At 74.1% G+C, this 13,818-nt stretch carries 13 protein-coding genes; 5 read left to right on the forward strand and 8 right to left on the reverse strand.

The genetic code is table 11. The annotated features are described in order from the left end of the window. Positions 1–201 precede the first annotated feature (201 nt). The 3 genes from AAC134_RS03465 to AAC134_RS03475 all read left to right on the forward strand — a co-directional run bounded on the left by AAC134_RS03465 (position 202) and on the right by AAC134_RS03475 (position 2,870). On the forward strand, positions 202–795 hold the full coding sequence (locus AAC134_RS03465) for a pyridoxamine 5'-phosphate oxidase family protein (RefSeq protein WP_339947650.1): 594 nt from the start codon (positions 202–204) through the stop codon (positions 793–795). Between the two features lie 8 nt (positions 796–803). Next, positions 804–1,931 (forward strand): cobalt-precorrin-5B (C(1))-methyltransferase, encoded by a 1,128-nt coding sequence (locus AAC134_RS03470; protein WP_339947651.1) that lies wholly within the window; start codon positions 804–806, stop codon positions 1,929–1,931. A gap of 159 nt (positions 1,932–2,090) precedes the next feature. Continuing rightward, positions 2,091–2,870, forward strand: a complete 780-nt coding sequence (locus AAC134_RS03475; RefSeq protein WP_339947652.1) for a precorrin-6A/cobalt-precorrin-6A reductase — start codon at positions 2,091–2,093, stop codon at positions 2,868–2,870. 61 nt (positions 2,871–2,931) lie between these two features. Here AAC134_RS03475 and AAC134_RS03480 read toward each other — a convergent pair whose 3' ends face one another. The 6 genes from AAC134_RS03480 to AAC134_RS03505 all read right to left on the reverse strand — a co-directional run bounded on the left by AAC134_RS03480 (position 2,932) and on the right by AAC134_RS03505 (position 8,644). After that, positions 2,932–3,210 (reverse strand): HPr family phosphocarrier protein, encoded by a 279-nt coding sequence (locus AAC134_RS03480; protein WP_339947653.1) that lies wholly within the window; start codon positions 3,208–3,210, stop codon positions 2,932–2,934. A 4-nt stretch (positions 3,211–3,214) separates the two neighbouring features. After that, positions 3,215–3,628: a PTS fructose transporter subunit IIA gene (locus AAC134_RS03485; RefSeq protein ID WP_339947654.1), complete on the reverse strand. Its 414-nt coding sequence runs from the start codon at positions 3,626–3,628 to the stop codon at positions 3,215–3,217. 226 nt (positions 3,629–3,854) lie between these two features. Then, the gene (gene rapZ / locus AAC134_RS03490; RefSeq protein ID WP_339947655.1) at positions 3,855–4,802 is read right to left on the reverse strand and encodes an RNase adapter RapZ; all 948 of its coding nucleotides are present in this window, start codon (positions 4,800–4,802) and stop codon (positions 3,855–3,857) included. 326 nt (positions 4,803–5,128) lie between these two features. After that, on the reverse strand, positions 5,129–5,953 hold the full coding sequence (locus tag AAC134_RS03495; RefSeq protein ID WP_339947656.1) for an HPr kinase/phosphatase C-terminal domain-containing protein: 825 nt from the start codon (positions 5,951–5,953) through the stop codon (positions 5,129–5,131). Next, on the reverse strand, positions 5,950–7,578 hold the full coding sequence (locus tag AAC134_RS03500; protein ID WP_339947657.1) for a sensor histidine kinase: 1,629 nt from the start codon (positions 7,576–7,578) through the stop codon (positions 5,950–5,952). The genes AAC134_RS03495 and AAC134_RS03500 overlap by 4 nt, the downstream gene beginning before the upstream one ends. Before the next feature lie 364 nt (positions 7,579–7,942). Continuing rightward, positions 7,943–8,644: a response regulator transcription factor gene (locus AAC134_RS03505; protein ID WP_092857550.1), complete on the reverse strand. Its 702-nt coding sequence runs from the start codon at positions 8,642–8,644 to the stop codon at positions 7,943–7,945. A gap of 396 nt (positions 8,645–9,040) precedes the next feature. Between AAC134_RS03505 and AAC134_RS03510 the strand changes: the two genes are divergently transcribed. Next, a complete protein-coding gene (locus AAC134_RS03510) occupies positions 9,041–10,648 on the forward strand; it encodes a phosphoenolpyruvate carboxykinase (protein WP_339947702.1) in 1,608 nt (535 codons plus the stop codon). Positions 10,649–11,041: 393 nt separating this feature from the next. Here the strand turns inward: AAC134_RS03510 and AAC134_RS03515 are convergent, their stop codons facing one another. Continuing rightward, positions 11,042–11,662 carry an alpha-ketoglutarate-dependent dioxygenase AlkB gene (locus AAC134_RS03515; protein WP_339947658.1) on the reverse strand — a complete coding sequence of 207 codons (621 nt, stop codon included), beginning with the start codon at positions 11,660–11,662 and terminating at the stop codon, positions 11,042–11,044. Positions 11,663–11,722: 60 nt separating this feature from the next. After that, complete coding sequence (locus AAC134_RS03520; RefSeq protein WP_339947659.1) at positions 11,723–12,220, reverse strand: hypothetical protein; 498 nt, start codon at positions 12,218–12,220, stop codon at positions 11,723–11,725. 62 nt (positions 12,221–12,282) lie between these two features. On the opposite strand from AAC134_RS03520, the gene AAC134_RS03525 reads away from it, so the two are divergent. Continuing rightward, a complete protein-coding gene (locus AAC134_RS03525; RefSeq protein WP_339947660.1) occupies positions 12,283–13,626 on the forward strand; it encodes a hypothetical protein in 1,344 nt (447 codons plus the stop codon). Positions 13,627–13,818 lie beyond the last annotated feature (192 nt).

The following is a 13,818-nucleotide window of genomic DNA, read 5'->3' on the forward strand; positions in this document are numbered from 1 at the left end:
AGCCGCCGCGCCCCGCGCCACCCCGGCTCGGGCCCGCGCGCCCGGCGCGCGTCGCCTCGCGGCCGTGGCGGGGTCGGCGGGCGGGCGTCCCGTCCCGCGCAGCGGGGCGGCAGCGCCCGTCGACCCGCGCCGGCTGGCGCGCGGCGCGCGCCTCGCCTAGTCTCCCCAAGCCGACCCCGCGTATCGCTCAAGGATCCCGCCATGCCCTTCTACGACCCGAAGATGCGCGAGCTTCAGGACCGCTACGAAGGTCGCGCCGTGGCCGACCGCCTCGAACAGGTCCGCCGCCACGACGAATTCACCGAGGCTGACCGGGCGATGATCGCCCAGGCCCCGTTCTTCTTCCTTGCGACATATTCCGAGACCTCGGTCGACTGCTCGTTCAAGGGCGGCGCTCCGGGCTTCGTGCGCGTGACCGGTCCGAGCACGCTGGAGTTTCCCGACTACGACGGCAACCGCATGTACCGCTCGCTCGGCAACATCGCCGCCAGCGGCCGCTGCGGCCTGCTGTTCATCCGCCTCGACGGCGCGCGCTTCGACGGCTCCGCCGCGCGCATGCGCCTGTCGGGACGCGCCGAGGTCGACGACAGCCCCGAGGCGGTCGCCGGCCTCCCCGGCGCCCGCCGCCTGGTGCGCGTGACCGCCGAGCACATCTTTCCCAACTGCCCCCGCTACATCCCCACCATGGGCGCCGCCGAGCCCTCGCCCCACGCCCCTAGACCCGGCCACACGCCCCCCGAAGCGGCCTGGAAGTCGGCCGACTGGATGCGCGACCTCTTCGAGACCGAGGGCTGAGGCCGACGATGGCCGCCCCGCCCGACCGCTCCCACGCCCCGCCCGCCGACGCTCCGGCCGAGGGCGCGAGGCTGCGCACCGGCTTCACCACCGGCGCCTGCGCGACGGCGGCGGCAAAGGCGGCCTGGCGGGCGCTGCTGGGCGGCGGCTGGGTCGACCCCTCGGTCATCGTCCTGCCACGGGGCGCCACCGCGCGCTTCGCGCTCGAGGAACGCAGCCTCGCGGCCGATCACGCCGCGGCCGGTGTGCGCAAGGACGCCGGCGACGATCCCGACGTGACCCATGGCGCGCTGATCCGGGCGCGGGTGCGCCGCGGCGCGCCGGGCTCGGGCGTGCGCTTTCGCGCGGGGCCCGGCGTCGGCACGGTCACGCGGCCGGGCCTGCCGATCCCCCCCGGCGAGCCCGCCATCAACCCCGTTCCCCGCCGGATGATCGAGGAGGCCATCGCCGAGGTCTCGGCCGAGCTCGCCGAGCCGCCCGACGCGGAGGTCGAGATCTCGGTCCCCGGCGGCGAAGCGCTGGCGCTCAGGACCTGGAATCCCCGGCTCGGCATCGTCGGGGGGATATCGATCCTGGGCACCACCGGCATCGTGCGGCCCTATTCCTGCGCGGCCTGGATCGCCTCGATCCACCGCGGGGTGGACGTGGCGCGGGCGGCGGGGCTCGCCCACGTGGTCGGCGCGACCGGCGCCTCGTCGGAGGCCGCGGCCCGGGCGCGCTTCGATCTGCCCGAGCATGCCTGCCTCGACATGGGCGATTTCGCGGGCGGGCTGCTGAAATATCTCGCCCGGCACCCGGTGTCGCGGCTGACGCTGGCGGGCGGTGCGGCCAAGCTCGCCAAGCTGGGGCAGGGGGCGATGGACCTGCATTCCTCGCGCAGCCAGGTGGATTTTGCGCGGCTCGCCGATCTCGCCGCCGGCGCGGGGCTGGCGGGGGGCGGGCGGATCGCCGAGGCCAACACCGTGCTGCAGGCCCTGCAGGAGGCGGGGCCGGAGGCGCCGAGGCTGGCCGAGGCCATCGGGCGCTCGGCGGCGCGCGTGGCGCGCGCGACGCTGGGACGGGCGCCCGTGGCGGTCGACGTGCTGGTCTGCGACAGATCGGGCGCGCCGCTGGCCTTCGTCGAGGCCGCGGCTTGACCACTCCCGCGCCAGCGCCAGCGCCAGCGCCAGCGCCAGCGCCCCGGCGCCGGACGTCGCGCCCGTGGGCGGCCCCTCGCCGCCCGGCCGCGCCCCCCACCCGCCCACCCGGGCGCGCCCGGTCGGCGAGGGGCCTTGCCGGGCGCAGGGGCGCGCTCCGTGCCGACTGATCCGCCAAGACTGCTGGTGCTGGCCGGCACAGCCGAGGGGCGCGAGACGCTCGAGGCCCTTGCGCCCCTGGTCGCGGCGGGCCGCCTGCAGGCGATCGCCTCGCTCGCCGGCGCCACGCGATCTCCGCGGACGCTGCCGGTCGAGACCCGGGTCGGCGGTTTCGGCGGGGCCGAGGGCCTTGCGCGGTTCCTGCAGGCCGAGCGGATCGACGCCCTGCTCGACGCGACCCACCCGTTCGCCGCCCGGATCAGCGCCAACGCCGCCGCGGCCAGCGCCGCGGCCAGGGTGCCGCGCGCGCAACTGCGCCGCCCCGGCTGGACAGGCCCGGCCCGTCGCTTCCCCGACCTCGCCGCGGCGCTGGCCGCGGCCCCTGCCGGCGCGGTGATGCTCGCGGCCACCGGGCGCGGCTCGGCGCCGCTCCTCGCCGTGCGCCCGGACCTGACGATCCTCCTGCGCGTCGCCGAGCCCGGGCCCGAGATCCCCGGCGTCGAGACCCTGGTCGCCCGCCCCCCCCACCGGGCGGAGGCGGATCGCGCGTTGATGCTGGATCGCAGGATCACCCATCTGCTGGCCCGCGACTCAGGCGGCGCCGAGGTCGTCAAGCTGGAGGTCGCCCGCGCCCTGGGGATCGAGATCCTGCTGGCCGAACAGCCTCCCGCCCAGCCCGGCCCCGTCCTCGCCGATGCGCTTGAGGCGCTGGCCTGGGCCCACGCGACCCTGGGCCTCCCGCGCCAGCCCTCTCCCCGGTCGCGACCCGGCCCGCCCTGACGGGGTCGGCGGGCGGGCGTCCCGTCCGCGCAGCGGGCGGCAGCGCCCGTCGACCCAGCGCCTACTCGCCCTCGCCGAAGCGGCCGGAGACGAGCCTCTCCAGCGCCTCCATCAACTGCTCCGCCGCGGGGCCCGAGGTCTCGACCTCGATCTCCTCGCCCTGGGCCGCGGCGAGCATCATCAGACCCATGATCGAATCGCCCGAGACCTCCATCCCGTCGCGCCGCACGAAGGCGCGGGCGTCATGAGATTCGACCACATTCACGAACTGGGCCGACGCGCGCGCGTGCAGACCCTTGCGGTTGACGATCGCCAACCGCCGCGCCGTCGCGGCGGTCACCGGCTCAGGCCCGCATCCGGCGGCGCGCGGCGAGGATTCCGCCGGCGCTGTCGAGGTATTTCCGCGCCGCCACCAGCGCATGGTCCACCGCCTCGTCCATCGGCATCTCCCGGCATTTCGCCAGCTTCACCAGCAGGGGGAGATTGGCGCCGTAGACAACCTCGGCCCGGGAGCGCGAGAGCGCCCCCATCGCCAGGTTCGAGGGGCTGCCCCCGAACATGTCGGTGATCAGAACCACCCCGTCGCCGCAGTCGACCTCCTCGGCCGCCGCGTCGACCTCTGCCTGTCGGGCGCGCAGATCGTCCTGCGGCCAGATGCCGATCGCGCGGGCCCGCTCCAGCGGGCCGACCACGTGCTCGGCGGCCGCCAGAAGCTCCGCCGCCAGGCCGCCATGGGCCACGATCACCAGTCCGATCATGCCGCGCACCCCCGCGCGGCCGCCTTCGTCGTCATGCTTGCCTCCCGAGCGCCGCGCCCCTGACGCGGCCTTCCCCTGACGCGCCTCGCGCCGACCCTCGGCGACGCGGCGCTTCCGTTGCGCGTGACTTCTTCCGCGGCCGCCGCCGCCCATGCCTGGACCCGCATCGCGCCGCCCCCGGCGCCCGCAGAGCCCGGTTCGGCGGGCGAGAGGGCCTCTCTCGCCCTCATGCCGCCGTCCGGTCGAGTTCACGGTGGCGCACCGCCGCCGGCCAGCCGGCCGCGGCGAGGCGCGCCGCGAGGTCCTCGGCCACCGCCACCGACCGGTGACGACCGCCCGAGCACCCCAGGGCCATACAGTAATAGGCCTTACCTTCGCGTCTATAGGCCGGCAGCAGCAGCAGCGTAAGTTCGCTCACCCGCTCGACGAATGCGGCGTAGAGGGGATCGCGGCGCACATGCCCGGCCACCGCGGGGTCGCGTCCGGTCAGGGGGCGCAGGGCCTTCTCCCAGTGCGGATTGGCCAGGAACCGGCAGTCGATCACCGTGTCGGCCTCGCGCGGGGCGCCGCGCTTGAAGCTGAACGACTGGATCGACAGCGACAGGCTGCGCTGCGCCCCCGGCGCGGCCAGGGGAGCGAGGCGCGCCTTGAGGTCGTGGGGCGAAAGATCAGTGGTGTCGAGCACCAGATCCGCCCGCTCGCGCACCGGCCACAGCAGGTCCCGCTCACGCGCCAGCCCCGCCTCGGGGCTGTCGTCGGGGGCCAGCGGGTGGCGGCGGCGGGTGGTCTTGAACCGGTCGAGCAGCGCGGGATCGGCGCAGTCGAGGAAGATCATCGTCGGCGCCAGGTCCCCGCGGGCCCGCAGCGCGTCGAGCCGCGCCAGCAGCGCCGGCGCCGAGAACCCGCGCGTGCGCACATCGAGCCCCAGCGCCACCGGGCGGAGATCGCGCGGCTCGGCGCCGCTTTCGGGAAACAGCCGCTCGATGAAGCTCAGCGGCAGGTTGTCGATCGCCTCGAAGCCCATGTCCTCGAGCACGCGGATCGCGGTCGAGTTTCCGGCCCCGCTCATCCCGGTGACGAGGACAAGCGGGATCGGGGCGCGGTCCGCGCCGGCATCGCCCTCGCCGGAGGCGTCGGGGCGGTCTTGGGAATCGGAGCCGTCAGCCGGGATCATGCCGTGGGCCGTCGCGTCCTTGGATCTCGGGTCATCGGCGCCCGAGGGGGCGCCTGCCTGGTCGGCGGCGCCATGAGGGCGCCGCAGGTTCGCTGCGTGGCGAGCATGCGCCGGGCCACGCGCCGGGGCAAGGGCGTGCCGCAGTGCGGCGCCGAAAATCGCGGAATGCGGCGCCCGCGTCGCGACCCGCGGTCCCGCACGACGGCCGCGCCGGCGCGCGAACCGTGCGTTCCGCATCGCTCACGATCTCGCATGGCGTCCAGATAGGGGGGCGGGCGCCGCGGCGCCGCGAGGGTCAAGCGAAGGTGACAGGCGGTGAGCGCCGCCTACGGGGCCCGTCGCCGGCCGCCGGCCAGCAGCAGCCCGAACAGCGCCGGGGCCGAGGGCGACAGGACCAGCGGCAGCTCGACCCCCAGCAGGGCCAGGCGACGCGGCGGGGGCAGTCGCTCGGGCTCGGGGGCCGACAGGTCGACGGCCACCACCAGCCGCGCCTCGGCGAGCGGGGGCAGGGCCAGCAGGCCCACCCCGCGCGCCTCGATCAGGCCGGCCAGCGCCACGGGGGCCGAGGCGCTCAGCCCCTGCGCCCCCGCCCGCACCCGGCAACGATCGTCGGCCACCAGCCGCGCCCCGCGGGAGATCAGCTCGAGCGCCAGCGAGGATTTGCCCGAGCCGGACGGGCCCAGGATCAGCGCCGCGACGATCCCCTGCGCGCTGTCGCCGCGCGTCGCCGTCTCGACCGCGACGCAGGAGGCGTGAAGCGTGACGCACGGGTCGCCGTCCGCCCGCTCCGCGCCCCGATCCTGCAGGCGCGGTCGGGCCGCGCTCGCCTGCGCCGCGGCGGGGGAGAGGGGCAGGGGCGGCGGATCGCCGGGGCGAGGGCCGCCCGCGGGGGCGTCGGTTGGCAGGGGGGCGCCTGCGCCCGAACCAGGCGTGGCGCCTGCGGCCGGACCAGGCGTGGCGCCTGCGCCCGGACCTGGCGTGGCGCCTGCGCCGTCGAGAGGGTCGGCGCCCGAAGTCGGTCCCGCAACAGGCCGCTCGCCCAGGATCTGCGGCTGTCCCTCGCCCGGGGCGCCCGAACGGGCGGCGTCCGCCTCGGGTGTCGAGCCGGCCTCGGCCGCGCCCGCCGGGCCGGCGCCGCGGCGTCGCCTCACCCCGGAAGCTCCACCACGAAGCGGGCGCCGCGGCGGTCGTGGCCGGCGGGGCGGATGTTCTCGGCCGCGATCGCGCCGTTGTGCGCCTCGACGATCTGGCGGGAGATCGCGAGGCCAAGACCCGAGTGGTTGCCGTAGGCCTCGGTGTCGGGACGCTCGGAATAGAAGCGCTCGAACACCGACTCGAGGTTGTCGTCGGGGATGCCGGGGCCCTCGTCCTCGATCGTCACCCGGATCCGCCCGTCGCCGCCGCGGGCGGCCGCGACCCGGATCTCGGAGCCCTCGGGAGAGAAGCTCAGCGCGTTCTCGATCAGGTTGACGAAGACCTGCGCCAGCCGGCCCTCGATGCCGCGCATGCGCAGGCTCTCGTCCACCGCCTCGTCGCGGATGCGCACCGCGCGCTCCTGCGCCTTGGGCTGGGTGAACTCGACGATGGTGGTCAGGAGGTGCGACAGGTCGAACGGCTCGCGATCCTCGCGCACCAGTTCGGCGTCGAGCCGCGAGGCGTTGGAGATGTCGGTGACCAGCCGGTCCAGCCGCGAGACGTCGTGGTTCATCACCTTCATCAGCCGCAGCTTGTCGGCCTCGGTGCGCGCATAGCCCAGGGTCTCCACCGCCGAACGCAGGGAGCTGAGCGGGTTCTTGATCTCGTGGGCGACGTCGGCGGCAAAGCTCTCGGTCGCCTCGAGGCGCTGGTAGAGCGTGTCGGTCATCCGCTTCAGCGCGCCCGAGAGGTGGCCGATCTCGTCGCCGCGCGCGGACATGTCGGGCATCTCGATCCGGCGTTTGCCGCGCTCTCCGCGCTCGGCCGCGAGCGCGGCCTGGGCCAGACGTTCGATCGGGCGGCCGATGGCCTTGGCCAGCAGCACCGAGAGGACCACCGACACCGCCAGCGCCACCAGGAACACCTGCAGGATCGAGATCCGCTCCGAGCGCACGATGGCGTCGATGTCGCCGCCCTCGGTCGAGAGCACCAGCGCCCCGTGCACCTTGCGCAGGGTCTGGATGGGGACCGAGACCGAGACGATCAGCTCGCCGCGGGCGTTGACCCGCTCGCCGCGGGCCACCGCGCCGCCCAGCGCTGCGTAGACCTCCTGCATGCGGGCGACGCCGCCGAGGATTTCGGTGGCCACCGGCTCGCGCGTGTCGCCCAGCGCCATGTCGCGCAGGAAGCGGCCGGCGCCCTCGATCCAGGCCATCGGCCCCTCGGGGTCGTCGAAGCGCGAGGCGGGCAGGGCCTCGGTCTGCACGCCGCCCGAGTGGCCTGCGGCGAGATGGGTGTCGACCATCAGCCGCGCCCCGCGGTCGAAGATCTGGGCCCGCACGCGGGCGGGCTCGATCACGCGCGAGAGCACCACCTGGGCCTTCGGCGGGTCGACGCCCAGCGAGCCGTCGTCGCGCCCGGCGGATTCGGCAAGCGTGATGGCGATGATCTCGCCCTGCGTCTCCAGCGCCTGGGTGCGCAGCTCGATCAGCTTGCCGCGGAAGTCGTTGAGCGCCAGCACGCCCGCCACCAGCAGGCCGAGGCCGATCAGGTTGAACGAGACGATGCGCCGGGTCAGGCGCGAGGGGGTGCGGTGGAGGGTGTCGTCGTCGTGGCCCGAGCCGCCGGCCGGCTTGCGCACACGCGCCTTGGCCCGGGCTTCGCGCAGCTGCGCGGCCCGCGCGGCGCGGCGTTCGGCCCGGCCGGGCTTGGCCTTGCGCGCAACAGACGGGGTTTCCGGGGGCGGGGCTTTCGGGCGCGGGGCTGCGGCGGGCGGGTCGGCGCGCAGCACCTCGCCCGCGTCGGAACGGGGCGGGGCGTCGCCGCCCGATCCGTCGCCCGAACCTTCCCGGCCCGAACCTTCCCGGCCCGAACCCTCCCGGCCCGAACCCTCCCGGTCCGAACCTTCCTCGTCAGGGGCCCGCGCGGAGTCCGGCCCCTCGCCTTGCCGGCGCTGTCGGGATGACGCCCTGTCGACCCCCTCGTCGACGTCCCTCATACGCGCCTCAGACCTCCTTGTAGCGATAGCCCACGCCGTAGAGCGTCTCGATCGAGGCGAAGCTGTCGTCGACCTGGCGGAATTTCTTGCGGATGCGCTTGATGTGGCTGTCGATGGTGCGGTCGTCGACGTAGACCTGATCGTCGTAGGCCGCGTCCATCAGCTGGTCGCGGCTTTTGACGAAGCCGGGACGCTGGGCGAGGGCCTGCAGGATCAGGAATTCGGTCACCGTCAGGGTGACGGGCTCGTCGTTCCACAGGCACGAGTGGCGCAGCGGATCGAGGCTCAGCTTGCCGCGGGTGATGGCGCGGTCGGCCTCGGCGCGCTCGGCGTCGCCCTGGGCGGCGGCCTCGCGGCGGCGCAGCACGGCGCGCACCCGCTCGACCAGCAGGCGCTGGGAGAAGGGCTTGCGGACGTAGTCGTCCGCGCCCATACGCAGGCCGAGCACCTCGTCGATCTCCTCGTCCTTGGAGGTGAGGAAGATCACCGGCAGGTCGGACTGCTGGCGCAGACGGCGGAGAAGCTCCATGCCGTCCATGCGGGGCATCTTGATGTCGAGCACCGCAAGATCCGGCGGCTGCGAGGTCAGCGCCGCCAGCGCCGCGGCGCCGTCGGTATAGCAGCGCACCTCGTAGCCCTCGGCTTCCATGGCCATGGAAACCGACGTCAGGATATTGCGGTCGTCGTCAACGAGCGCGATGTTCGTCATGCTCTCTCCGTCAGTCTTTTCCGCCTGCCCCCCTGGGCGGCGGTCGGCGCCGGCGCGCGGCGGAGATTTCCGCCCTGCGGCGCCGGACGCGCCTCGGTCCACAGATGGACCGCCTATATCATTTCTCAATGTATCAGGTGCGAAAGCGGCTCCTTTGCGGCCGAACTGCGCCATTTCGCCCGCGGGCGAGGCGCTGTCGAAGTGTTGTCGATATGTTATAGCCCCGGCATCTTGGACCGCGGATCGGAATCGTGACGCGCCAGGCAAGGGGTCCGGCTGTGTGGGGCCGCCCCGAACGAAACGAGACCGGGTGTTTGCCGGCCTGCGGGCGAGCGGCGTCTTCGGACGCCGGACGCGCGACGGCTGCAGAGGAAGCGATCGAAGGAGCCCATGAGCATGGAGCGAGGCGTGTTCAATCCCGCGCGGAGCCTTGAGACCCAGGGGGTCACGGGTCTGAAGGCCGCCCACTACAACCTGCTTGAGCCTGCGCTCATGCAGGAGGCGGTGCAGCGTGGGGAGGGCGAGATCGGACGTGGCGGCGCCTTCCTCGTGTCGACCGGCAAGCACACCGGCCGTTCGCCGCAGGACAAGTTCGTCGTGCGCGAGCCCTCGGTGGAAGACACCATCTGGTGGGAAAACAACAAGCCGATGGACCCCGCCGGGTTCGCGGCGCTGAAGGCCGACATGTTCGCCCACCTCGAGGGGCGCGAGCTGTTCGTGCAGGACCTGTTCGGCGGCGCCGACCCCGCGCACCGGCTGAACGTGCGCGTGGCGACCGAGCTCGCCTGGCACAACCTGTTCATCCGCCATCTGCTGCGCCGCCCCGAGCAGTCGGAGCTCGAGAGCTTCGATCCCGAGTTCACCATCATCAACGTGCCCAGCTTCAAGGCCGATCCCGCCAAGCACGCCTGCCGCTCGGAGACGGTGATCGCGATCTCGCTGGAAGAGAAGCTGATCCTGATCGGCGGCACCTCCTATGCGGGCGAGAACAAGAAGTCGGTGTTCACGCTGCTCAACTACATCCTGCCCGGCAAGGGCGTGATGGCGATGCACTGCTCGGCCAACCACGCGATCGGCGACCCCGAGGACGCGGCCGTGTTCTTCGGCCTGTCGGGCACCGGCAAGACCACGCTCTCGGCCGACCCCTCGCGGATCCTGATCGGCGACGACGAGCACGGCTGGACCGACCAGGGCATCTTCAACTACGAGGGCGGCTGCTACGCCAAGACCATCGACCTGTCGGCCGAGGCGGAGCCCGAGATCTTCGCGACCACCTCGATGTTCTCGACGGTGATCGAGAACATGGTCTACGACCCCTACACCAAGGAACTGGACTTCCAGGACGACAGCCTGACGCCCAACATGCGTTGCGCCTATCCGCTGGACTACATCTCCAACGCCTCGGAGACGGGCCTGGGCGGCGCGCCCAGGAACGTGGTGATGCTGACCTGCGACGCCTTCGGCGTGCTGCCGCCGATCGCGCGGCTGACCCCGGCGCAGGCGATGTATCACTTCCTGTCGGGCTTCACCTCGAAGGTGGCCGGGACCGAGAAGGGCGTGACCGAGCCCTCGCCGACCTTCTCGACCTGCTTCGGCCAGCCCTTCATGCCGCGTCGCCCGGAGGTCTACGGCGCCCTCCTGCGCGACAAGATCGCCCAGCACGGCGCCACCTGCTGGCTGGTCAACACCGGCTGGACCGGCGGCGCCTACGGGACCGGCAAGCGGATGCCGATCAAGGCCACCCGCGCGCTGCTGACCGGGGCGCTCGACGGCTCGCTGAACGGGGCGGAGTTCCGCAAGGACCCGTTCTTCGGCTTCGAGGTGCCGGTGGCGGTGCCGGGCGTCGACTCGAGCCTGCTCAACCCGCGCGACACCTGGGCCGACAAGGCCGCCTACGACGCGCAGGCCGCGAAGCTGGCGAAGATGTTCGCCGAGAACTTCGCCCAGTACGACCCGTTCGTGGGCGACGAGGTCCGCGCCGCGGCCCCGGGCAAGGTGGCCTGAGCGGCGCCTCTTCAGTCGCGCGGATGACCTGCCGGCGGCCCGCGAAAGCGGGTCGCCGGTTTCCATTTCAGGGCACGGAGGCGCCCTGCGGGCGGGCCTGGCTGGCTCGCGTGCGGGATGGGGGGGCGTGGGAGGCGTAGGGCGGGAGCCTCCGGCGGGCTCCCGACTCACCCAAGAACAGGGCCGCGCCTGTCCTCCGGATCCGTCTCTCGCGGATTGATGCCTGAGCGACTCGCCCGCGGGGGTCAAGGACAAGCCGCCTTCGGCGGTCGCTTCGCGATCCCTGACCCCTGCGGGCGAGTCGCTCTGATCGGCATCAGCGAGAGACGGCTCCGGAGAACAGGCGCTTCGCGCCGGGGGTCTGGCGTCGCGCTCGGGCGCGGGGCGGGGGCGTCAGGCGCTTGTGACCACGCGCAGGGTGAGGTTGATGCGGCCGCCCTCGGGGAGAAGATCGCCGGCGCCGAAGCGGATCCGGTCGACGCCGTGGTAGGCGAGGCGGGCGGGGCCGCCCAGGATCGCCACGTCGCCGCTCTCGAGCGGGGCGGAGCGGGTGGGCGCCTTCCGCTCCGTCCCCCCGACGCGGAAGGTCGCCGGGTCGCCCAGCGAGATCGACAGGACCGGGGCCTCGAACGCGCCCTCGTCCTCGTCGCGGTGCAGGCCCATGCGCGCGCCCTCGCCATAGAAGTTCACGAGACACGAGTCGGGATCCGCGGGCCAGCCCGACAGCGCGCGCCAGACCGCCAGGATCGAGCCGGGGATCGGCGGCCAGGGACCGCCCTCGGGGTGGCGCTCGGCGTAGCGGTAGCGGCCGCGCTCGATCACCCAGCCCAGCCGACCCGCGGCGGTCATCCGCACGGTCATCGGCTTGCCCCAGGCGGTGGTGTAGCGCTGGAACGGCGCGGCGCGGGCGATGGCGCGCACCTCCTCGACCATCGCCGCCTGCGCGGCGCGGTCGAGCCAGCCCTTGCGGATGATCACGCCGTTCAGGTCGACGTCGTTGGCGGAGCAGGTCATGCGCGCAGGATCGGGGGATTCGCGGCGCGACGCCACCCGAAGCCGGCGCAGGGGCGGAGTTCAGCGCCGCGCGGCCAGGGCCGAGAGCCCGACGACCCCCGCGCAGGCGTACCACAGCAGGCCGATCAGCCCCACCGGCCCGACGGGCCGGTAGAGGACCGCGTCCACCGCATGCAGCGAGACGATCTCGGTCCCCACCAGGGTCAGCGCCGCCGCGGCGCCCAGCGCGCCGATCGCCCCCGCCGCCCCGCCGCCGCCGCGCCGCAGGCTGCGGGCGACCGCCCAGGCCGCCAGAAGCGCCAGCCCCGCCAGCGCCGCCAGCAGGATCGGCTGGATCGTCCGGCGCCCGGCATAGCCGCCCAGCGCGCGGGCCTCCTCGACGAGCCAGTCCTTCAGCCAGAAGCGCAGGTCGAAGGCCACGTCGAGCGTCAGCAGCAGACACAGCGCCGCCAGGCTCAGCCACAGACCGGGCGCGGCGCTTGACCGGCGCCAGGCCCTCGCGCAAACGAGAGCGGCGGCAAGGTAGGCCGTGAGGCCGAGCGCCTGGGTCGGGTTCATGGTGGCAAGCCATGATCGGAACCGACCGCCCTGTAAAGCCAGCGCCGAGGCCAGACCGCCCGATGACGATCCCCTGCCTGATATTCCTCGTGATCGCGGCAGGGGTCTTCGCGGCCGCGCCGGTGCGCCCGGCGATCCTGGCGGTCTATCTGGGCGGGCTGATGCTGCTGCCCATCGCCGACTACGGCGAGGCGGCGACGGCGGGCGGCTTCCCCTTCTGGATCGTCGGGCCGGCGCTGCCGACCGAGACGCTGGTCGCCAAGACCTGGATCGCGCCGCTGGCGGCGCTGATCCTCGCCACGATCCGCGACGGCCGCACGCTGGCGGCCTGGCGGCCGGGGCTCGTCGACCTGCCGATGGCGTTGTGGTGCGCGTGGCCCGCGCTGGGCGGGCTGTGGGTCGAGGCGCCCTCGCCCGCCCCGTGGCTCGCCGCGTTGCAGGTGCTGGGCTGCTGGGGGCTGCCCTGGGTGCTCGGGCGGGCCTGGTTCTCGGGCCCTCAGGCGCGGATCGTGTTGCTGCGGGGGATCGCGCTGGCCGGGGTCGCCTGCCTGCCGTTCGCGGTGCTCGAGGGGGTGCGAGGGCCGTTCCTGCACGACCTGGTCTATGGACCCCACCCGTTCCGGGCCGACGGCGCGCTGCGCTACGTCGGGTTCCGGCCGCTGGGGTTCTTCATCAACGGCAATCTCTACGGCATCTGGGTCGCGGCGGCGGCGCTGGCGGCGATCTGGTGCGCGCTCGCGCGGCAGGGCGGCCGTGGCGGGCCGCTCGTCGCCGCGCTGGCGCTGGGCGTCGCGGTGGCCTCGCAGTCGGCGGGGGCGCTGCTGCTGCTGCTGATGGCGCTGGCGCTGCTGGCGACGTGGCGCGCGCGCGGGGTGCTGCCGCTGCTGGCCGCGGGCTTTCTGGCAGCCGCGGGGCTGCTGGCGCTGCACGTTTCGGGCGTCGTGCCGGTCGAGCATATCGCCCGCAACACCGCGCTGGGCCAGACGGTGCTGGACGGGTTCCGCGCTGTCGGCCGGGGCTCGTTCCTGTGGCGGATCTCCCAGGACCTCAAGTCGCTGGCGGTGTTCGAGGGCGACCTCGCGACCGGCGTCGCGGTCTGGGACTGGTGGCGCGCGGCGGGGACGCGGCCCTGGGGGCTGCTGATGCTGATGGCCGGCCAGTATGGCCTGGTCGCCGTGGCGGCGGTGTTCGCCGGGCTGGCGGCGGTGGTCATGAGCGTCCTCGTCCGGCTGCGCGGGACCGGCGCCTGGCGGCCCGAGGCGGCGGCGCTGCCGCTGGCCGCGATCGTGCTGATGGCGCTGGGCGACGCGATGCTGAACGCCTTTTTCCTGTTTCCCGCGGTGCTCGCCGCGGGCGCCATGGCCGGCGCCGCGCGGGCGCCGCGCGCGACCGACGGCGCTTCCTGAGGCCGATTGCGCCCGCCGCGCGCCGCCTGCCTGCGTCAGGGCGCCGCTTCGCCCCCTCGGCAGCGCGCTTTCCCCCCCCTCCCTCGCTTGCAGCCCCACCTTCCCGCCCCTATATCCCGCCGGAACGTCGCGCTCCGCTTTTCGTGATCCCCTCGCGGGATCGGGGGAACGGGGCGCAGGGATCGAGGGCGG

It is taken from the genome of uncultured Albimonas sp., assembly GCF_963977235.1.
Lineage (GTDB): Bacteria > Pseudomonadota > Alphaproteobacteria > Rhodobacterales > Rhodobacteraceae > Albimonas.

Coding starts and splice junctions, on each gene's coding strand:
- AAC134_RS03465 (WP_339947650.1), top strand. CDS start 202: ATGCCCTTCTACGACCCGAAGATGCGCGAGCTTCAGGACCGCTACGAA.
- AAC134_RS03470 (WP_339947651.1), top strand. CDS start 804: ATGGCCGCCCCGCCCGACCGCTCCCACGCCCCGCCCGCCGACGCTCCG.
- AAC134_RS03485 (WP_339947654.1), bottom strand. CDS start 3,628: ATGATCGGACTGGTGATCGTGGCCCATGGCGGCCTGGCGGCGGAGCTT.
- rapZ (WP_339947655.1), bottom strand. CDS start 4,802: ATGATCCCGGCTGACGGCTCCGATTCCCAAGACCGCCCCGACGCCTCC.
- AAC134_RS03505 (WP_092857550.1), bottom strand. CDS start 8,644: ATGACGAACATCGCGCTCGTTGACGACGACCGCAATATCCTGACGTCG.
- AAC134_RS03510 (WP_339947702.1), top strand. CDS start 9,041: ATGGAGCGAGGCGTGTTCAATCCCGCGCGGAGCCTTGAGACCCAGGGG.
- AAC134_RS03515 (WP_339947658.1), bottom strand. CDS start 11,662: ATGACCTGCTCCGCCAACGACGTCGACCTGAACGGCGTGATCATCCGC.
- AAC134_RS03520 (WP_339947659.1), bottom strand. CDS start 12,220: ATGAACCCGACCCAGGCGCTCGGCCTCACGGCCTACCTTGCCGCCGCT.
- AAC134_RS03525 (WP_339947660.1), top strand. CDS start 12,283: ATGACGATCCCCTGCCTGATATTCCTCGTGATCGCGGCAGGGGTCTTC.